The sequence below is a fragment of the Lysinibacillus sp. FW12 genome, from assembly GCF_050817245.1.
GTDB lineage: Bacteria > Bacillota > Bacilli > Bacillales_A > Planococcaceae > Lysinibacillus > Lysinibacillus irui.
In genome coordinates this window covers 303,797-322,280 of the sequence record NZ_CP139094.1, presented here as the reverse complement: position 1 = coordinate 322,280, position 18,484 = coordinate 303,797, and the positions used below count along the sequence as shown (strand labels likewise).

At 38.7% G+C, this 18,484-nt stretch carries 23 protein-coding genes and 2 pseudogenes; 5 read left to right on the top strand and 20 right to left on the bottom strand.

The genetic code is table 11. From position 1 onward, the window contains the following. Window position 1: 1 nt before the first annotated feature. Window positions 2-658 carry a hypothetical protein gene (locus SJW71_RS01690; protein ID WP_274794935.1) on the top strand — a complete coding sequence of 219 codons (657 nt, stop codon included), beginning with the start codon at window positions 2-4 and terminating at the stop codon, window positions 656-658. Window positions 659-691: 33 nt separating this feature from the next. On the opposite strand, the gene SJW71_RS01685 is transcribed toward SJW71_RS01690, so the two are convergent. Further along, window positions 692-1,366: a KinB-signaling pathway activation protein gene (locus SJW71_RS01685; RefSeq protein ID WP_274794936.1), complete on the bottom strand. Its 675-nt coding sequence runs from the start codon at window positions 1,364-1,366 to the stop codon at window positions 692-694. 151 nt (window positions 1,367-1,517) lie between these two features. Between SJW71_RS01685 and gerD the strand changes: the two genes are divergently transcribed. Further along, window positions 1,518-2,132 carry a spore germination lipoprotein GerD gene (gene gerD / locus SJW71_RS01680; protein WP_431811678.1) on the top strand — a complete coding sequence of 205 codons (615 nt, stop codon included), beginning with the start codon at window positions 1,518-1,520 and terminating at the stop codon, window positions 2,130-2,132. 59 nt (window positions 2,133-2,191) lie between these two features. Here the strand turns inward: gerD and SJW71_RS01675 are convergent, their stop codons facing one another. Beyond that, on the bottom strand, window positions 2,192-3,247 hold the full coding sequence (locus tag SJW71_RS01675; RefSeq protein ID WP_274794938.1) for a P-loop NTPase: 1,056 nt from the start codon (window positions 3,245-3,247) through the stop codon (window positions 2,192-2,194). 72 nt (window positions 3,248-3,319) lie between these two features. Then, window positions 3,320-4,033, bottom strand: coding sequence for an N-acetylmuramoyl-L-alanine amidase (locus SJW71_RS01670; protein WP_274794939.1), 714 nt, complete (start codon window positions 4,031-4,033; stop codon window positions 3,320-3,322). Window positions 4,034-4,167: 134 nt separating this feature from the next. On the opposite strand from SJW71_RS01670, the gene SJW71_RS01665 reads away from it, so the two are divergent. Then, a protein-coding gene (locus tag SJW71_RS01665) for an IS3 family transposase (RefSeq protein ID WP_274793488.1) occupies window positions 4,168-5,525 on the top strand; the annotation gives its coding sequence in 2 pieces (ribosomal slippage) (window positions 4,168-4,621 and window positions 4,621-5,525; 1,359 coding nt in all). An 84-nt stretch (window positions 5,526-5,609) separates the two neighbouring features. On the opposite strand, the pseudogene SJW71_RS01660 reads toward SJW71_RS01665, so the two are convergent. Beyond that, window positions 5,610-6,437: pseudogene (locus SJW71_RS01660) on the bottom strand (DUF4822 domain-containing protein); the annotation flags it as partial. Between the two features lie 553 nt (window positions 6,438-6,990). Between SJW71_RS01660 and SJW71_RS01655 the strand changes: the two are divergent. Then, entirely contained in the window at window positions 6,991-7,599 is a 609-nt protein-coding gene (locus tag SJW71_RS01655; RefSeq protein WP_274794941.1) for an ankyrin repeat domain-containing protein, read from the top strand. Between the two features lie 17 nt (window positions 7,600-7,616). After that, window positions 7,617-8,096 carry a nucleoside deaminase gene (locus SJW71_RS01650; RefSeq protein WP_274794942.1) on the top strand — a complete coding sequence of 160 codons (480 nt, stop codon included), beginning with the start codon at window positions 7,617-7,619 and terminating at the stop codon, window positions 8,094-8,096. Window positions 8,097-8,203: 107 nt separating this feature from the next. Here SJW71_RS01650 and rpsI read toward each other — a convergent pair whose 3' ends face one another. The 16 genes and pseudogenes from rpsI to rplO all read right to left on the bottom strand — a co-directional run bounded on the left by rpsI (window position 8,204) and on the right by rplO (window position 18,477). Then, on the bottom strand, window positions 8,204-8,596 hold the full coding sequence (rpsI, locus tag SJW71_RS01645; RefSeq protein ID WP_004233744.1) for a 30S ribosomal protein S9: 393 nt from the start codon (window positions 8,594-8,596) through the stop codon (window positions 8,204-8,206). Between the two features lie 25 nt (window positions 8,597-8,621). Beyond that, the gene (gene rplM / locus SJW71_RS01640) at window positions 8,622-9,059 is read right to left on the bottom strand and encodes a 50S ribosomal protein L13 (RefSeq protein ID WP_004233742.1); all 438 of its coding nucleotides are present in this window, start codon (window positions 9,057-9,059) and stop codon (window positions 8,622-8,624) included. Between the two features lie 178 nt (window positions 9,060-9,237). Continuing rightward, entirely contained in the window at window positions 9,238-9,978 is a 741-nt protein-coding gene (gene truA, locus SJW71_RS01635; protein WP_274794943.1) for a tRNA pseudouridine(38-40) synthase TruA, read from the bottom strand. A gap of 14 nt (window positions 9,979-9,992) precedes the next feature. After that, window positions 9,993-10,790 (bottom strand): energy-coupling factor transporter transmembrane component T family protein, encoded by a 798-nt coding sequence (locus SJW71_RS01630; protein WP_274794944.1) that lies wholly within the window; start codon window positions 10,788-10,790, stop codon window positions 9,993-9,995. Next, complete coding sequence (locus SJW71_RS01625) at window positions 10,787-11,659, bottom strand: energy-coupling factor ABC transporter ATP-binding protein (RefSeq protein ID WP_322605798.1); 873 nt, start codon at window positions 11,657-11,659, stop codon at window positions 10,787-10,789. Before SJW71_RS01625 ends, SJW71_RS01630 begins: the two co-directional genes overlap by 4 nt. After that, window positions 11,635-12,480 (bottom strand): energy-coupling factor ABC transporter ATP-binding protein, encoded by an 846-nt coding sequence (locus tag SJW71_RS01620; protein WP_341387084.1) that lies wholly within the window; start codon window positions 12,478-12,480, stop codon window positions 11,635-11,637. The genes SJW71_RS01625 and SJW71_RS01620 overlap by 25 nt, the downstream gene beginning before the upstream one ends. Window positions 12,481-12,908: 428 nt before the next feature. Continuing rightward, window positions 12,909-13,289: a 50S ribosomal protein L17 gene (rplQ, locus tag SJW71_RS01615; protein WP_012296051.1), complete on the bottom strand. Its 381-nt coding sequence runs from the start codon at window positions 13,287-13,289 to the stop codon at window positions 12,909-12,911. Between the two features lie 56 nt (window positions 13,290-13,345). Then, complete coding sequence (locus SJW71_RS01610) at window positions 13,346-14,290, bottom strand: DNA-directed RNA polymerase subunit alpha (RefSeq protein WP_004233733.1); 945 nt, start codon at window positions 14,288-14,290, stop codon at window positions 13,346-13,348. A 139-nt stretch (window positions 14,291-14,429) separates the two neighbouring features. After that, window positions 14,430-14,819 carry a 30S ribosomal protein S11 gene (gene rpsK / locus SJW71_RS01605; RefSeq protein ID WP_004233731.1) on the bottom strand — a complete coding sequence of 130 codons (390 nt, stop codon included), beginning with the start codon at window positions 14,817-14,819 and terminating at the stop codon, window positions 14,430-14,432. A 25-nt stretch (window positions 14,820-14,844) separates the two neighbouring features. Further along, window positions 14,845-15,210, bottom strand: a complete 366-nt coding sequence (gene rpsM, locus SJW71_RS01600) for a 30S ribosomal protein S13 (protein WP_004233729.1) — start codon at window positions 15,208-15,210, stop codon at window positions 14,845-14,847. A gap of 24 nt (window positions 15,211-15,234) precedes the next feature. Beyond that, window positions 15,235-15,348 carry a 50S ribosomal protein L36 gene (gene rpmJ, locus SJW71_RS01595; RefSeq protein WP_000868344.1) on the bottom strand — a complete coding sequence of 38 codons (114 nt, stop codon included), beginning with the start codon at window positions 15,346-15,348 and terminating at the stop codon, window positions 15,235-15,237. A 37-nt stretch (window positions 15,349-15,385) separates the two neighbouring features. Beyond that, window positions 15,386-15,604 carry a translation initiation factor IF-1 gene (infA, locus tag SJW71_RS01590; RefSeq protein ID WP_004233690.1) on the bottom strand — a complete coding sequence of 73 codons (219 nt, stop codon included), beginning with the start codon at window positions 15,602-15,604 and terminating at the stop codon, window positions 15,386-15,388. A gap of 86 nt (window positions 15,605-15,690) precedes the next feature. Further along, window positions 15,691-15,768: pseudogene (locus SJW71_RS01585) on the bottom strand (type I methionyl aminopeptidase); the annotation flags it as partial. Between the two features lie 249 nt (window positions 15,769-16,017). After that, the gene (locus SJW71_RS01580; RefSeq protein WP_274794947.1) at window positions 16,018-16,671 is read right to left on the bottom strand and encodes an adenylate kinase; all 654 of its coding nucleotides are present in this window, start codon (window positions 16,669-16,671) and stop codon (window positions 16,018-16,020) included. A 70-nt stretch (window positions 16,672-16,741) separates the two neighbouring features. Further along, window positions 16,742-18,037 carry a preprotein translocase subunit SecY gene (secY, locus tag SJW71_RS01575; RefSeq protein WP_274794948.1) on the bottom strand — a complete coding sequence of 432 codons (1,296 nt, stop codon included), beginning with the start codon at window positions 18,035-18,037 and terminating at the stop codon, window positions 16,742-16,744. Further along, on the bottom strand, window positions 18,037-18,477 hold the full coding sequence (rplO, locus tag SJW71_RS01570) for a 50S ribosomal protein L15 (RefSeq protein ID WP_004233670.1): 441 nt from the start codon (window positions 18,475-18,477) through the stop codon (window positions 18,037-18,039). Before rplO ends, secY begins: the two co-directional genes overlap by 1 nt. Window positions 18,478-18,484: the final 7 nt, after the last annotated feature.

The window sequence follows — 18,484 nt, the reverse complement described above, 5'->3', positions numbered from 1 at the left end:
TATGGTCCGCAAAACGTTGATTTCACTGCTTTTTATCGTAACTCTCTTTGTTTTTCTAAAGCCTATAAATTCAACGATGATTTCTGTATTTAATATTGCTAATGCACCAGTAGTAGTCACGAAAGGACATTATGGTACGTCTCTTATTGTTGAGATTTCATTCTCAGATGACTCTCTATTAGAATGGCTCCAAACGGTAAAAGAACCTTATCCACTTTTACTTTTAGATACAGATTGGATTAAGCGTTCCCCCGAACATATAAAAATCATACATGAACGAAAATTACCTACGGGGTTGCTTGGCCCAGAAGATTCAACAGATGAACCAGTAGACATTGCTCTCATAGAAAAAGAAATTAATACCTATGAAAAATATTTGAAGGAAAAACCACTGTGGTTCGCTACTCGGAATCATCAATATTCACAGGACCTGCAAAAATCTCTGTTTCAGCAACAAATGAATTTATTGTCACCTTCTCTTATTTGGCAAGGTGAGAAGACTCCAAAATTGCAAAAAGGCGATTTTGTATTTTTCCCGCTCCATCAAAACAATAAAATACCTTTTAAAGATCTAAATAAACTTATACAACAAAATAAGTTTATGTCAATTGAAGAAAATATATTTGGCTATAAGGTTCAAACAAAAAAATCCCCATAAAAAAATTGCCTCCATTAGTAGAGGCAATTTTTCTTATGCATTTTTTGCTTGTTGACGACGTGCTTTGCGACGTGCTTCTAATTTTTGACGATCTTCATCGGATTTTGCATTATATTTCGGTAATACTAATAATTGATACGCATTAACAGCCAATAACGGGAATAATAATAGCGCAACATATTCATTAATGTTTTCATCACGACCCATTAAAGCAATTGTCCATTCCAATGTTGTAATCACAATCATAAAGAAAAGGGCAGAAATTAATACATGTTTTTTTCCTGTTAATTTTACTTTTTGGACCGCTGTCGCTAATGCTCCAAAAATGAGAACGATCAATAAACCCGTATAAAATAACCAGCTTTGCCCATCCTTTACCCCCGGTACGAAACGGAAGAAGACAATATCAAAAATAGTAATTGCGATTAATAAAAGCTGTACCCAATTCCATAATGTCAGTGTTCTAAAAATATTTACACCTACTTGATGAAGTGTTAAATAAGCAAAAAAACCTGCCTGTGCAATAACACTCATTGTAAAGCCTAAGAAAACCATCCATAAAAGACCAGCAAAAAACTCGCCCCATTGACCGTTTACTATGTAGGGTTGGAAGAATTCCCAGCGAATAAATAAACTAAAAACTCCGTTGACTACACCACCAACGAGCATTGCAAAGAAGAAAAACTTTGCCCAATTTCGTATCGTCACAACTAAAAGTCCCCCAATTTCTCAATATATCTGTCCTTATTTTATCAATGCATTGTTAAAAAAGCTAATTCTCATCCTATCCAATACATAAAGTCATCAGAAATGTGAACAATAATTGAAAGAGTCTATCTAGAGAAAGGACTGATTGTCGATGCGAAAATTCATCTTATTATTGATTTTAATGCTTTTTCTTTCTGCCTGTGCACAAGATAAAACCTCTACCATGTCCTATGATGAAATAAAAAAAATCATGATCGACTCTTTACAAACAGAGGATGGTAAGAAGGCATTGCGACAGCTTTTAGAAGAGCCAAGTTTCCGTGAGCTTTTGATTTTAGAGCATGATGAAGTGAAAAAGGCTACAGAAGAAACATTACTTTCCAAGGAAGCAGAAGACTTTTGGAAGAAAACCTTTGAAGATCCAAAATTTAAAGAAACTGTTGCGAAAAGCATGCAAAAACAGCAACAGGATATTATGAAGGAATTAATAAAAGATCCTACTTTCCAAAAGGATATGGAGGCTTTTTTCGGGCAACCTGATATGCAGAAGCAGTTAGAAACCATCCTAAAATCATCCAATATGCGCAAGCAAATGGAGGAAGTCGTGAAGGATACAATCGAAAGCCCTTTAATGCAATCTAAATGGCAAGAACTTATTAAAAAGAGTGGCGGCGGCGAAACGGGTTCATCTGGAAGTGGCGATAAGAAGGAAGCAAGTGGCGATAGTGCTGGCGGTACGGATAAGGAGCAAAAAGGCACTGAATAACCAGAATAGCAATATAAAAACCGGATTTTCCCCAAAGTGGAGATTATCCGGTTTTTTATTTATTTACTTAATTTCTCAATGACTTTCGTTGCGATATCTAAATAAATTTGACCTGTTGAATGGTTTTCAGCATAAACAGAAGGAGCAAAATCTTCATCCGTCCAATCAGGTTGCCCAAGTGGGATTTGTCCAAGTAGCTCTGTACGTAGCTCTTCAGCTAGCTTAGGACCACCGCCTTGACCAAAGACAAATTCTCGCTCGCCTGATTTAGATTCAAACCAAGCCATATTTTCAATAACACCTAAAATTTCATGGTCTGTTTGCAGAGCCATAGCGCCTGCACGAGCTGCAACAAATGCAGCTGTTGGATGTGGTGTTGTAACAACGATTTCTTTTGATGACGGTAACATTTGATGAATATCTAATGCTACATCACCTGTTCCCGGTGGCAAATCTAATAGTAAATAATCAAGCTCTCCCCATTCAACATCGCGGAAGAATTGATCTAATACTTTACCTAACATTGGCCCACGCCATACGATAGGTGCATTGTTTTCCACAAAGAAGCCCATAGAAATCATTTTTACACCAAAGCGATCTACTGGGTATATACGATTGTCTACTACCTTAGGCATATCTGTAACACCCATCATATCTGGCACACTAAATCCATAAATATCTGCATCAATTAAGCCCACTTTTTTACCTAAACGGGCTAAAGCAACAGCTAAGTTAACAGATACAGTAGACTTACCTACACCACCTTTACCAGAAGCAATAGAAATTACTTGAACTGTGCTTAATGGTGATAAAATATCCTGAGCTTCTGATTCTGTAGCTGTGCCACGGAAGCTTTGTAATTTTTCTGCTGATAATTCTTCAAAGCGAATACCGACTGTGTTTGCACCCGCTTCTTTTAAAACCTCAACAATTTTCATTTGAAGCTGTAATTGTTCTGGTGTGTTTAATTTAGCGATCGCAACTTTTACACTGACATGATTTTTTTCTTCTTTAATTGCTACGTTTGTAATACCATCTGTTTCTGCAAGCGATTTATGTAAAAATGGATCTTGTAGTTGTCCCAGTATTTCTCGTACTTGTTGTTCAGTAATCACGGCGAACACTCCCCTTATCTTGTCTCATTGTTAGTATATCATAATGATTTGATTTACGTTGTAGATGTTGCTCTACTCAATTTTAGCTAATAAATACTCTTCTATACCTTCAACTATAGCATCTGCCATTTTTTCTTGGTAATTCTTATCTATTAATAGTGCACGTTCCTCATCATTACTAATAAATCCAGTTTCCACTAATGCTGCAGGTACTTCCGCTTTCTTCAGTAAATAGATTTGTTTAATAGACAACGCTTCTCGATCGGTGTTTTTTAAGTTATTACGAATGGATTGCTGAATACTTTTAGCTAATATCTCACCATCAGCATGTCCTTCCTTATGATAAAATACTTGGGCACCACGCCATTTTGTTTCCGGTATGGCATTTGCATGAATAGTAATAAACACATCTGGTTTTTCTTTTTCCACGATATCCTTTCTTAAAAAGATATCCTGCTTTTTCCGTTCTCTTAATGTCCCATATTTTTCTGATGGCGCATGCTCATCAATAACATCTCCATTTTTTGTACGTGTCATTACGACTGTTGCGCCTTTCTTCTTTAATTGCTTCTCAACATGCTGAGCAATTGCAAGTGTAATATCCTTTTCAATTACTTCGCCCTTTGAAGCTCCTCCATCCTCCCCACCATGCCCTGCATCAATGACAATTTTAATGCCACCAAGTGGGTCTGGTAAAAAGAAGTTACGGTCCGAAGCATTTGTTTCATATGCCACGACCACTATACTCATTAGCATAATTACTCCTAGTGCAAGCCAGCGCTTCACCCATATCCACCACCCTTTTACATATAGTGTACGAAATTAGTGGATGAACTATGCCAGAAAGAAAAAAAAACTCCCAAGTATTGAACTGCCCCGTAAAAGTTAGACACCAATCTAACTTTTACGGGGGTTTTTTTATGGCAAAAGTAAAGGCTGAACAACGTATTCAAGCAGTCCAGCGATACTTAAATGGAGATGAATCTATGATTGAAATCGCAGAAGACATCGGAGTGACAAAAAGGGTTGTAAGTGAATGGGTTCGCCGATATCAAAAAAATGGTGTAGAGACTTTCTTAAAGTCCTATACAAACTATTCAGCTGACTATAAAATGAATGTACTAAATTATATGAACGAGACAGGTACATCTTCAGTTGATACAGCTGCTCTCTTTAATATTTCATCTTCTGGCTTAATTCGGGGTTGGAAATTAAAGTTTGAAGTTGGTGGTTATGATGCTCTTGTTTCCAAGAAAAAGGGGCGTCCATCCATGAAAAAAGACACAAAAAGAACAACGAAATCAATACCAGCTGAAGGGTCTGTTGAGGCGTTAACAGCACGTATTAAACAATTAGAAATGGAGAATGCCTACTTAAAAAAGTTGAATACTTTAGTTCAAATGAAAGAAAAATTACCAACCAAATCAAAGCGCAAGTAATTTACGAACTAAAGGAAATCTATGAAGTGGTGGAATTAATCAAAGTCGCTGATATTCCACGTAGTACGTATTATTACTGGGAAAAGCGTTTGAATCGTACTGATAAATACGCTGATGTGAAAGTCGCAATTCAGTCCATTTATCATGAACATAAGGGACGTTATGGCTATCGTCGGATTGCTAAAGAACTTAAAAAATACGGCATTGTTCATGATCCCAAAACGATTAACGGTTTGATGAATGCCATTGGCATAAAATGTGAAGTCCGCATGAGGAAATATCGTTCGTATAAAGGAAAAGTCGGAAAAATTGCCCCAAACATATTACAACGTGATTTTACAGCGAAAAAAATGAACGAGAAATGGGTAACAGACGTGACAGAGTTCCATCTATTTGGTGAGAAACGCTATTTATCACCAGTCCTTGATTTATGTAATGGCGAAATTATTGCATACACGGTAATGAATCGTCCAGTGTATAACCTCGTCCATGATATGCTAGAACAAGCATTGGAGCGCATTCAATCAGGTGATCAAGTCGTTCTTCATTCGGATCAAGGTTGGCACTATCAAATGAAAAAGTATCAACGAACCTTAAAACAACATGGGATTACGCAAAGTATGTCCCGTAAGGGCAATTGTTTAGATAACGCAGTCATAGAAAATTTCTTTGGCTTATTAAAATCTGAACTCCTGTATCTACAAGAATTTGAATCCATGGCACATTTCGAACAGGAACTTCATGACTATATTCACTATTACAATCACAAACGAATGAAGGCAAAATTAAAAGACCTAAGCCCGGTGGAGTACCGAACTCAGGTCTTAGAAGTAGCTTAACTAAATATGTCTAACTTTTTTGGGTCAGATCATATTGAACTTGAGAGTTTTTTTTCTTCTATATTAAAGGGAGGAAGAACAATTTTATTGCATTGTAAATTCTGGCTCGAATTCACCTTCGTATGGCTCATGCTCTACAAATACCGTTACATCATTACCATCTTTATCTTTACCTGTTCGTTTGTACGTAAACTTCTTATCATTCATTTCAGTAATTTCAAGTGCGACACCATATTTATTGTCACCAAGAGAAACGTGAGCTCTTATTTTATTATCATGGATGACATCAAAGTAGCCATAGTCTCCACGACTTTCACCCGTTTCAGGATTGAAAAATTCATATTTATTTGTATCAGCATCATATTTTGCAATGCTGATGAAATTTGAATTGAATTCTGTTACATCATGACCCGCTTCATCTAAAACAACAGTTCCATGCCATAGTGTGTTTGCTAAAATTTTGTCTCCATCAATGTTTGTAACAATATCACCAGTTGATGCATCTAGTGTTTTATCCGAATCTGTAAATGCCAAATCTTTTTCTTTATAAGGTATATGTTCCACAAATACTTCTACATCATTCCCAGCAGCATCCTTCCCCATTCGTTTATAAGTAAAGATACTATCGTTTAACTCAATAATCTCTACAACTGCTTGATAGTTCTTGGATTCAGAAATTAAAATCCTTTGTTTCCCATCATTTGTAATAAAGAATGTTCCTTTATCGTCACGACTTTCACCTGTAGCAGCATCAAAAAATTCATAGTGACCTGTTGCAACATCATACTTTGCTAAACCGATGAAATTTGAGTTCTCCGCGGTTAAATCATTTTGATCCTTATCGTATACTTTTGTACCTTGCCAGTTTGTACTGCTTAGAATATTGGCCATTTCTTGACCCTTCGTTAATTGCTCCTGCGCTTGGTCATTCGTTGGATTTTCTGATGTAGCACCTTCTGTTTTTACTTCCTCACTATTCGTAGTGTTGCCTTTTGCAGGCTCCTTATCTTGACATGCTGCAAGTAGTGCCATTGCTGCAACAGAAATTATTAAGAACTTTTTCATAGCTAGTTACCTCCACTGTTTATATTTTTGAGTTATGTCAAACTCATTATGAAAAAACGAAAGGTTTCTTATACCTTCAAAACTATATTAAAACGGAATGTTAAACTTCCTCTAAATAATTTCTTAAAAAAGCATAAACTTATGCGAAAATATTTTTAATAATTTTAAATGGGGCAACTGACTTATCAAACATGTTCTTCGTTCTCATCGTTGTACAATCTGTCCTTGTCTATTATATGAAAAAGCTAAGCCATGCATATTTTTTAAATATTATTCATGTAAAATGCTCCATGTTACCATATTTTTATAAGACGGTTAATGATGCTATAGCACGAAATCAGTTCTGCTAGTAACATTTAGCTGCTTTATTGTGGAGATATAATGAAAGAAGGTGGAGGAAATGGATGATCAATTGATTATTAACGCGGCGAACGGTAATACGGAGATAGTATTATCGCTTCTGCAAAATGGAGTGAATATCAATACCACCGATCAAATTGGAAGAACAGCTGTCTTAGCTGCAACCTATAATAATCAGGTGGATACTGTGAGGGTACTTATTGAGCATGGCGCTGATATTAATAGTAGAGATAATAATCTTGAGAATGTACTTTTACATGCAGGTGCATCAGGCTACCTTGAAATAGTAAAGCTTGCTATAGCAGCAGGAGCTGATACAAAGCTAACGAATCGCTTTGGGGGAGTAGCTATCATACCAGCTTCAGAACGTGGACATGTAGAAGTAGTTCGTGAGCTACTTAATCATTCAGATATTGATGTTAATCACATTAATCATTTACATTGGACAGCCCTATTAGAAGCAGTCATATTAGGTAATGGCGGTGAGAAACATCAGGAAGTCGTACAATTATTGGTCGATTATGGTGCTGATTTAAATATTGGCGATAGAGACGGTATTACACCGTTGCAGCATGCGAAAAAATTAGGTTTTCATGAAATCGAAAGTATTTTAAAAAACGCAGAATCTGAGCGCTCTTCTAATAGCTAACATAAGGAGGATTTTTCATGATTCAAGAAACAGATTTAAAGCATCTAAAGAGATGTATTGAACTTGCCCAAAATGCGCTAGATGCTGGTGATGAGCCATTCGGTTCGATTCTTGTGGCTGCTAATGGCGAGGTGCTAGCAGAAGATCAAAATCATGTATCTGGTGGTGACCATACACAGCACCCCGAATTTGCATTGGCACGTTGGGCAGCTAAAAATATGAGTCCCGAGGAAAGAAGTACGGCAACAGTTTACACTTCAGGCGAACATTGCCCAATGTGCGCTGCGGCTCATGGCTGGGTGGGGTTAGGAAGAATTGTTTATGCTAGCTCCTCTAAACAATTAGCACAATGGCTAAAAGATATGGAGATATCTTCTGCATCCCGTGTTCGTAATCTATCCATACAAGAAGTAATTCAAGATACTATCGTAGAAGGCCCGGTGGCAGAACTAGCTGAACAGGTGCATCAACTACATCGTCAGTTTCATAAAAAATAATACTAAGCAATCTTTGGGATCACTCCAAAGATTGCTCTTTTATATTGCTTCCTAACAAAAAAACTCTTTCCACAAAAGTAGAAAGAGTTTTTGTATAAACGCTGATATTAACGTTTTGAGAACTGAGGTGCACGACGAGCGCCGCGTAGACCTGGTTTTTTACGTTCTTTCATGCGTGAATCACGAGTAAGTAATCCAGCTGATTTTAATGCAGCACGGAAATCTGGGTCTACTTGAAGTAGAGCACGAGCGATACCGTGACGAACAGCACCAGCTTGACCAGTGTATCCACCACCGTTAACGTTTACGTGGATATCATAGCTTCCTGTAGTTTCAGTAGCTACTAATGGTTGTTTAATTACTTCACGTAATGCAGCGAATGGTACGTATTCTTCGATTTCACGTTTGTTGATAACAATTTTACCTGTACCTGGTACTAAACGTACGCGAGCTACAGAGCTTTTACGGCGACCAGTGCCGATGTATTGAACTTGTGCCAAAGTAATATCCTCCTCTTAATTTATATTATCCGCGAAGCTCGTATGCTTCTGGTTTTTGTGCAGCATGTGGATGCTCTGTTCCAGTGTAAACATTAAGTTTAGTGAACATTTTGCGACCTAAAGAGTTTTTAGGAAGCATTCCTTTAACTGCTAATTCGATCATTCGTGTTGGGTACTTGTCTAGCATTTCACCAGCAGTACGAGTTTTTAAACCACCAGCGAATTGAGTGTGGTGACGGTAAAGTTTACCTTCTAATTTGTTACCAGTTAAATGGATTTTGTCAGCGTTGATGATGATTACGTGATCACCTGTGTCAACGTTTGGTGTGAATGTTGGTTTATGTTTACCACGTAAGATTGCAGCTACTTCAGAAGCTAAACGTCCAAGAGTTTGGCCTTCTGCATCAACTACTAACCATTTACGGTCTACTTCGTGACCTTTAGCCATGAATGTTGTACGCATGTATATATCCTCCTAATCGATTCGATTACCGTTATTTTTCATTAAACTACACTATAAGTTTCGGGGCTTATTTGTGGTGGTAATGAAAATACCATCTGTTATCATATAATGAATGACTTCTAAAGTCAAGCAATTTCATTAAACACCTGGTGATGTTGTTCAGAATTTCAGAACCCTATTAATAGAACACCTTTTCTAAGTATAAGCCTTGTGGTGGTGCGGTTTTTCCGGCTTTATCACGATCTTCAGAAGCGACTACAAGTGCCAAGTTGTCTATTGTACGACGACCTACACCAACCTCCCAAAGTGTACCCGCAATAATACGCACCATATTATATAAAAAGCCATTACCTTCAATCACCATGTGAAGCTCTTCTCCATGCCATTCAAATTGCAGAGTCTTAACTGTTCGTACCTTATCCTTCACACTTGTATTCGCCGCACAAAAGCACGAAAAGTCATGTGTACCGATTATAGCCTTTGCTGCCTCCTGCATTGCCTCAACATTAGGCTTAACCCCATTTGTCTCAACCGTGTAATGTCTGCGGAATGGGCTTTGAATAAGCTCACAAGACCATATATAGCGGTATCTTTTCCCTACAACGCTGTAGCGTGCATGAAAGTCATTTGCCACTTCCTCTACCGATAATACACGAATATCTCTAGGTAGCTGTACATTCAATGCCTTGTGGTACTTTTCTGTTGGAATGGAGAGTGGTGTATCAAAATGCAATGTTTGCCCTGTTGCATGAACTCTAGCATCTGTACGCCCACTTGCAGTTACTTTAATCTTTTCCCCTTTATGCATAATAGCTAGTACTCGCTCCAGTTCAGCCTGCACTGTACGTTCCCCAGGCTGTACTTGATAGCCTGAGAAATGCGTTCCATCATAGCTGATAATTACTTTTAATCGTCGCATAAAGCTTACTCCTTTTAACTTCTATAGAAGAATAGCAATACGCCTATTGCTACTAATAGCACAAGCGCAAATGTGTCGCCCATATCCCATTTTAGTCTACGATATCTAGTACGACCTTCACCACCACGATAGCCTCTTACCTCCATCGCTGTTGCTAAGTCCTCAGCTCGCTTAAAGGCACTGACAAAGAGAGGTACAAGCAATGGTACGACAGCTTTTATTCTATCTTTTATCGGTCCAGAGGATAGGTCTGAACCTCGTGCCATTTGTGCTTTCATAATCTTATCTGTTTCATCCATTAAGGTCGGAATAAAACGCAATGAAATAGACATCATTAAAGCCAATTCATGTACTGGTACCTTCAATGCTTTTAATGGATTTAGAAGCACCTCAATACCATCTGTAATAGAAATAGGTGATGTTGTTAATGTTAAAATCGACGTCATAAAGACTAATACTAGAAATCGTATAGAAATATAGATCCCTCGTCTAATTCCTTCATCATAAATGGTAATGAACTTTGATTCAAAAATAGGAACGCCTTCTTTTGTCATAAATATATGAAGAAGGAATGTGAAGGCCATCAGAAAGATAACAGGCTTTAATCCATTAATTAAAAAATATAGGCGAATCCGTGATATTAAAACTACCAATAGTGTAAATGCCAGTAACATAGCGTATGTCACTGTATTATTCGCCAAAAAGACAATAATAATAAACGCAAAGACGAAAATGAGCTTAGACCTTGGATCCAGTTTATGCACAGGTGAATCACCAGGGAGGAAGCGTCCAAATATCATTTTTTCCATCATGGCTCTCCACGCTCCTCTCTTAGGCCTTGAGCAATTTCAGCTGCAAGCTCCTCCTCTGTTAAGCAAACCTTAGAGAAGGAACGTCCTATCATATGCTCAACCCTCTGCTGAAAGCGAACAATACGTGGTGGCTCTAAGCGGAAACTCTTTAATGTTTCTACATCTTTAAAAATATCCCGTGGTGTTCCACTTAAGACATTCTTACCTTCATGCATAATCACAATATTATCCGCATATCGTGCCGCATCCTCCATACTATGTGTTACTAAAATTGTTGTGAGATGTCGTTCTTGATGAAGCTGATAAAACATATCCATAATTTCTTTTTGACCTCGTGGATCAAGACCAGCCGTAGGTTCATCTAATACAATAACCTCTGGGTCCATTGCTAAAACACCTGCAATCGCCACTCGACGCATTTGACCGCCTGATAAATCGAATGGGGATTTCTCAAGTACGTTGTCAGGTAAACCAACTAAGCTAACAAGTTCCCTTGCACGAGCTTCTGCTTCCTCCTCTGATACTCCAAAGTTCATAGGGCCAAACATAATATCCTTTAAAACCGTTTCTTCAAATAATTGATGCTCTGGAAACTGAAAGACAATACCGACCTTTTGACGTACAGCTTTTAAATCCTTTGCTTTTTTACCAGCTACAATAATGCGATCCCCAATATGTACTTCTCCTGAAGTAGGTCTTAGAAGTGCGTTAAAATGCTGAAGAATAGTCGATTTACCAGAACCAGTATGGCCAATAATCGCTTGATAAGTATGGGAGGGGATATCAAAATCTACATCGAAAAGAGCCCGCTTTTCAAAAGGCGTCCCCTGCGAATAGGCATAGCTTACTTGTTGAAGTTTGATGTCCATAAATCATTCACCAACTCTTCTTCTGTCATATGTTGTCCCATTAACGGAACACCTTCCTTTTGCAATAGCTTTGATAACTTCAAGGCAAATGGTAAATCCAGTCCGAATTCAACTAGCTTGTCCCCGAGTGCAAAGATTTCAGCAGGTGTACCTTCTGCAAATTTCTTGCCATCATTCATAAAAAGAACACGATTTGCTAGCATCGCCTCTTCTAAATCATGTGTAATCGATATAACTGTTAATCCTGTTTCCGCACGTAAGGTCTGGACAGTTTGCAACACCTCTGCACGCCCCTGTGGATCTAACATAGATGTAGCCTCATCTAAAATAAGAAGCTTTGGCTTTAATGCAAGTGCTCCAGCGATGGCAACACGCTGTTTTTGCCCTCCTGATAGATGATGCGGTTCATGGTCTAAAAACTGGCTCATTTTTACTTGATCCAGTGCTGCATGGACACGCTTTACCATATCCTCAAAAGGTACACCGTTATTTTCGAGTGCAAATGCTACATCATCTTGCACGGTTGCGCCGACAAATTGATTGTCAGGGTTTTGAAATACCATTCCCATTAAAGAGCGGGACTCCCAAAGGTTATCTTCACTTAAAGGCTCACGTAATATACGTACATCTCCTTGTTGAGGAAATAATAAACCATTCATCAACTTAGCGATTGTGGATTTACCAGATCCATTATGACCTACTATGGCAATCCATTCACCTTCTTCAACTGCAAAGCTAACGTTTTCGACAGCATTACGGCTAGCTTGATCTTCTGGCGTATATGAAAAAGTCACATTATTTAAAGATAAAATTTCAGGCATATCTAGTACTCCTCTCTCCATGCTCTGCTCTACTAACTAACTTACACTTTTTTATGTATGAATTCTACTACATTCCGTATGTCGATAAAAGAAAAATACTACAATAACAAGTCAAACTAATAATAGGGTAATGGATAACAAATTAAAATCCATATATTAAAAAAAGCACCACAAATTGGCGCTGTCTTTAATAATAAAAAAGCGCGCACCTCATTCGATAGAAATGCGCTAGTCGTTACATTTACAAGAAATACGGGTGCTCAAGCCCTTATTTCTCCTGAATGAGGTGCGGAGAGCTAAACGAGACGCCACACCACATAGAGTGTCCGCTCATCATAACGCTCAGCTTAATTATTTGTCGTATAAATCATTTATAAAGAAAGAGGGTGGTGATTCCCACCCTCTTCACCACAAGTTTTCTCTTATGATTAAACTAGTTCAATCACAACAACAGGTGCACCGTCACCACGACGAGGACCTACTTTAAGAATACGAGTGTAACCACCTTGACGCTCTGCATAACGTGGTGCAACATCATCAAATAACTTTTGAAGTGCAAATGATGTTGTTTCGTTACCTTCAGCATCAGTCGTTGTTACTAGTTCACGACGGATGAATGCAGCAGCTTGACGGCGTGCGTGTAAATCTCCGCGTTTACCTAAAGTAATCATTTTTTCAACAGCTTTACGTACTTCTTTAGCGCGAGCCTCAGTAGTTTCGATACGCTCGTTAATGATTAAATCAGTAGCTAAGTCACGTAACATCGCTTTACGTTGAGAACTTGTACGACCAAGTTTTCTGTAACCCATGGATGTTTCCCTCCTTTATAGAAAAAAATCTGATCTTGTTAGTTGTTTTAAATCGCTTAGTCTTCTTTGCGTAATCCTAAACCAAGCTCTTCTAACTTCGCTTTTACTTCTTCTAGTGACTTACGTCCAAGGTTACGAACTTTCATCATATCGTCTTCTGATTTATTCGCAAGTTCTAGTACTGTATTAATACCAGCGCGTTTTAAACAGTTGTAAGAACGAACAGAAAGATCAAGCTCTTCGATAGTCATCTCTAAAACTTTTTCTTTTTGATCTTCTTCTTTTTCGACCATGATTTCAGCAGTTTGTGCCTCATCCGTCATGCCAACGAAGATGTTAAGATGCTCGGTTAAAATTTTTGCTCCGAGCGAAATCGCCTCTTTCGGACCGATGCTGCCATCTGTCCACACATCAAGAGAAAGTTTGTCGTAGTCAGAAGACTGACCAACACGAGTATTTTCCACTTGGAAATTGACGCGTGATACTGGAGTGTAAATAGAGTCGATCGGGATCACGCCGATAGGAAGATCCTCACGTTTGTTTTGATCAGCAGGAGTGTAACCACGGCCACGTTGTGCATACATACGCATACGTAAATGACCGTTTTTAGCGATTGTTGCAATATATAGATCTGGGTTTAAAATTTCTACGTCACTGTCATGTGTAATGTCAGCAGCCGTAACTGTACCATCGCCTTTTACATCAATCTCAATAACTTTTTCTTCGTCAGAGTAGATTTTAAGAGCTAGTTTTTTCACGTTCAAAATGATTGAAGCTACATCTTCTACTACGCCTTCTACAGTTGAGAATTCGTGAAGAACACCATCAATTTGAATTGAAGTGACAGCAGCTCCTGGTAATGAAGACAGAAGGATACGACGTAAAGAATTACCCAAAGTGTTTCCATATCCGCGTTCAAGCGGTTCTACAACAAACTTTCCATATTTGGAATCTTCGCTGATCTCCACCGTTTCAATCTTTGGTTTTTCAATTTCGATCATTTTATTTACCCTCCTTCAAAACATCGAATGTATAGGTTCTTTCCATCATAGATTCGATCGTCAATGACGTATCGTTTATTATCTGCACAAGACAGTCTGTACAAAAAATGATGTTCTCATACAATATGAGACGCACCCATTACACGCGACGACGTTTTGGCGGACGGCAACCATTATGAGGAACTGGAGTAACGTCTTTAATAGCAGTTACTTCTAAACCAGCAGCTTGAAGTGCACGAATAGCAGCTTCACGACCAGCACCAGGACCTTTAACAGTTACTTCCAACGTTTTCAGACCATGTTCAAGGGATGTTTTAGCAGCAGTTTCTGCAGCCATTTGAGCAGCGAATGGTGTAGATTTACGTGAACCACGGAAACCAAGAGCACCAGCACTTGACCAAGATACAGCGTTACCTTGCATATCTGTAATCGTTACGATTGTATTGTTAAATGTAGAACGAATGTGTGCAATACCAGATTCGATATTCTTTTTCACACGACGTTTACGAGTTTGTTGTTTACGAGCCATGTTAAGAAGGAACCTCCTTTACCAATTATTTTTTCTTGTTCGCAACTGTTTTACGAGGACCTTTACGCGTACGCGCATTGTTCTTCGTATTTTGACCACGAACAGGTAAGCCACGACGGTGACGGATACCACGGAATGAACCGATTTCCATCAGACGTTTAATGTTTAATGAAGTTTCGCGACGTAAGTCACCTTCAAGTTTGTAAGAATCTAATTGTTCACGGATTTTGTTTAACTCATCTTCAGTTAAGTCGCGTACGCGTGTATCTTCTGAAATACCTGCATCAGCTAGTACTTTCTGAGCTGTAGTTTTACCAATACCGAAAATGTACGTTAATGAAATTACCACGCGTTTGTCGCGAGGAATATCAACACCAGCAATACGTGCCATGTACGTTGTGCACCTCCTTTAGAATTAACCTTGTTTTTGTTTATGTTTAGGATTTTCACAGATTACCATTACTTTACCGCGTCGGCGAATTACTTTACATTTTTCGCAGATCGGTTTCACAGATGGTCTCACTTTCATCTAACCTAACCTCCTTAGTAGTCCGGAGCGCAAAAGATTATTTAAAACGGTATGTGATACGACCGCGAGTTAAATCATAAGGAGATAACTCGATAGTAACCTTATCTCCAGGTAGAATACGGATAAAGTGCATACGAATCTTACCAGATACGTGTGCTAGAATCACATGTCCATTTTCTAATTCTACCTTAAACATCGCGTTTGGCAAAGTCTCAACAACTGTCCCTTCGACTTCAATTACATCATCTTTCGCCATCTACTCTGTCTCCTCTCTATATGCAAATTAAAGTTCTCATCGTTACATCAAACGGATATCTGCTGCAACTATAGAAGCAACCTCGTTTCAACATATGTTTGGATTGTATGAGAGATGTTTGAAAGACGCTCGTCTGGTTTCGCTTCACACAATCCACGGAATATACAGAACCAGTAAGGGCACTGAATCTCCCATGTTTACACGAATACCGGAATGTCTTGGATGAGATATTCATACCCGTTACACAGATGCTTCCACGAAACCCATTATACTCCTCCAAAAGGTATGTTGCACTTTTTGGTAGAAATATATACCGGGCACAATATGCTTTTGCAACTCTCAAAAAAATTATGTTTCGTTGTTGCTCCCGCATGCCTCCCGCGGAAGCAGTATTCTGCGCCCGGAGCCGGGTATCAGCTGCGGCTGCCCTGTAAAAGAGCATCAAGATCAGCAAACACTTTGTTAATATCTTGCTGTCCATCTATATTAGTTAACACACCTTTTGCTTTATAGAAATCAAGTAAAGGTTGTGCTTGTTTCATATTTACTTCCAGACGGTTCGCAACCGTTTCAGGATTATCATCTGCACGTGTATAAAGCTCGCCACCATCTTTATCACATTTTCCTTCCTCAGCTGGAGGGTTGAAAATTAAATGATAAGAAGTACCACAAGTTTTACAAATACGTCGACCTGATAGACGAGCGATTAACTCATCTTTTTCAACTTGAATGTTAATTGTATGCTCAATCGCTTTATTTAGATCAGCAAGGATGCTATCTAAAGCTTCAGCTTGAGGAACAGTACGTGGGAATCCATCAAGTAAGAATCCCTTTTCACAGTCAGGTTTAGCCAGTCGCTCACGAACAATACCAATCGTTACTTCATCTGGTACAAGTGCACCTTGATCAATAAACGATTTAGCTTGTAAGCCTAGTTCAGTACCTTCTTTGATTGCAGCACGGAACATATCGCCTGTAGAAATATGAGGAATTGCGTACTTCTCAACAATTTTATCTGCCTGTGTGCCTTTACCAGCACCTGGCAGACCCATTAAAACGATATTCATTAGGAAATATTCCTCCCACAAAAGGTTTGCTGATTTAAGGAAACGATGGAACGTTCCCTAAAAACCAACATTACTTCATAAAGCCTTTGTAGTGACGTTTAACAAGTTGAGATTCTAGCTGCTTCATCGTTTCCAGCGCTACGCCGACTACGATAATAATACTAGTACCACCGATCTGCACTGAAGCAGGTAAATTCATAAAGTTTATGAATATAATCGGCATTACAGAAATAACAGTTAAGAAAATCGCGCCGACAAATGTCAGTCGATATAACACGCTTGTTAAATACGTTTGAGTGTTTTCACCAGGACGAATACCCGGAATATAAGCACCTTGTTTTTTCAAGTTATCTGCCACATTTTCTGGATTCACTTGTACGAATGCATAGAAATATGTGAACGCGATGATTAATGCAACATAAATAATCATCCCAACAGGTTTTGTATAATCAAAAGTGTTATTAATGAATGTTGTTACATTATTTTCACCGAAGAACGGAACTATCGTACGAGGTGTCATCAGAAATGCCGAAGCAAAGATTACAGGAATAACCCCTGCAGCATTTACTTTTAACGGTAAATGCGTTTGTTGACCACCCGTCTGTTGGTTACGCCCAGTAACTCGTTTTGCATATTGAATTGGAATTTTACGAAGTGCTTGTTGCACGTAAATAACTCCAACAACAACTGCTAATAAAACTAATACAAGCAACGCAAGGATGATGATGTTGATAAATAATTTATCTCCTGCACCCTCGATTTGCTGTGCAAAGATTTGGTTAATTCCTGTAGGCAATGCTGCAACGATACCTGCGAAAATGACAACAGAAATACCATTACCAACACCATGAGCAGTAATTTGCTCAGCAAGCCATACTAGGAATGCTGTACCCGCTGTCAATACTATAGCAATTGTAACATACGTTAGAACGCCTTCTTCTTTAATCAATGATCCACCGTACATTCTGTTAAAACCGAATGACATTGCGAATGATTGGATAAAAGCAAGAATAATAGTAAAGTAGCGAGTGAATTGTGCAAGCTTACGTCTTCCGACTTCACCTTGCTTTGCCCACTCAGCAAATTTCGGTACTACGTCCATTTGCAATAACTGAACAATGATTGAGGCCGTGATGTAAGGCATAATCCCCATCGCAAAGATGGAGAAGTTCTTTAAAGCACCACCGCCAAAAGTATTGAGGAAACCAACGAGGTTAAACTCATCAGTTGCCTTTAATACATTAGCGTCAACGTTAGGTACCGGAACAAATGTTCCAATACGGAAAACGATTAACATTAAAAGAGTGAAAATGATTTTATTTCTTATATCTCGAACACGCATAAAGTTAGAGATTGTCTGAAACATTAAATCACCTCAGTAGTTCCGCCGGCATTCTCAATTGCTTCTTTAGCTGAAGCTGAGAATTTATGAGCCTTAACAGTAAGCTTTTTATTAAGAGTTCCGTTGCCAAGAACTTTAATTCCAGCTTTTTCGTTACTCACTAGACCAGTTTCAAGTAATAATGCAGCAGTTACCTCTGCACCGTCTTCGAAACGGTTTAAAGCATCAAGGTTAACGATCGCGTATTCTTTACGGTTGATGTTCGTAAAGCCACGTTTAGGTAAACGACGGAATAATGGGTTTTGACCGCCCTCAAAGCCTGGGCGTACACCGCCACCAGAACGAGCGTTTTGACCTTTATGACCTTTACCTGCTGTTTTACCGTTACCAGAACCGATACCACGACCAACGCGATTGCGTTGCTTACGAGAACCTTCTGCTGGTTTTAACTCATGCAGTTTCATAGTGGGT

Bases quoted from the DNA above. Each gene is read 5' to 3' on its own strand.
- SJW71_RS01690 (WP_274794935.1), top strand. From the start codon at position 2: ATGGTCCGCAAAACGTTGATTTCACTGCTTTTTATCGTAACTCTCTTT.
- gerD (WP_431811678.1), top strand. From the start codon at position 1,518: ATGCGAAAATTCATCTTATTATTGATTTTAATGCTTTTTCTTTCTGCC.
- SJW71_RS01655 (WP_274794941.1), top strand. From the start codon at position 6,991: ATGGATGATCAATTGATTATTAACGCGGCGAACGGTAATACGGAGATA.
- SJW71_RS01650 (WP_274794942.1), top strand. From the start codon at position 7,617: ATGATTCAAGAAACAGATTTAAAGCATCTAAAGAGATGTATTGAACTT.
- rplM (WP_004233742.1), bottom strand. From the start codon at position 9,059: ATGCGTACAACATTCATGGCTAAAGGTCACGAAGTAGACCGTAAATGG.
- truA (WP_274794943.1), bottom strand. From the start codon at position 9,978: ATGCGACGATTAAAAGTAATTATCAGCTATGATGGAACGCATTTCTCA.
- SJW71_RS01630 (WP_274794944.1), bottom strand. From the start codon at position 10,790: ATGATGGAAAAAATGATATTTGGACGCTTCCTCCCTGGTGATTCACCT.
- SJW71_RS01625 (WP_322605798.1), bottom strand. From the start codon at position 11,659: ATGGACATCAAACTTCAACAAGTAAGCTATGCCTATTCGCAGGGGACG.
- SJW71_RS01620 (WP_341387084.1), bottom strand. From the start codon at position 12,480: ATGCCTGAAATTTTATCTTTAAATAATGTGACTTTTTCATATACGCCA.
- rplQ (WP_012296051.1), bottom strand. From the start codon at position 13,289: ATGGGTTACAGAAAACTTGGTCGTACAAGTTCTCAACGTAAAGCGATG.
- SJW71_RS01610 (WP_004233733.1), bottom strand. From the start codon at position 14,290: ATGATCGAAATTGAAAAACCAAAGATTGAAACGGTGGAGATCAGCGAA.
- rpsK (WP_004233731.1), bottom strand. From the start codon at position 14,819: ATGGCTCGTAAACAACAAACTCGTAAACGTCGTGTGAAAAAGAATATC.
- rpsM (WP_004233729.1), bottom strand. From the start codon at position 15,210: ATGGCACGTATTGCTGGTGTTGATATTCCTCGCGACAAACGCGTGGTA.
- rpmJ (WP_000868344.1), bottom strand. From the start codon at position 15,348: ATGAAAGTGAGACCATCTGTGAAACCGATCTGCGAAAAATGTAAAGTA.
- infA (WP_004233690.1), bottom strand. From the start codon at position 15,604: ATGGCGAAAGATGATGTAATTGAAGTCGAAGGGACAGTTGTTGAGACT.
- SJW71_RS01580 (WP_274794947.1), bottom strand. From the start codon at position 16,671: ATGAATATCGTTTTAATGGGTCTGCCAGGTGCTGGTAAAGGCACACAG.
- secY (WP_274794948.1), bottom strand. From the start codon at position 18,037: ATGTTTCAGACAATCTCTAACTTTATGCGTGTTCGAGATATAAGAAAT.
- rplO (WP_004233670.1), bottom strand. From the start codon at position 18,477: ATGAAACTGCATGAGTTAAAACCAGCAGAAGGTTCTCGTAAGCAACGC.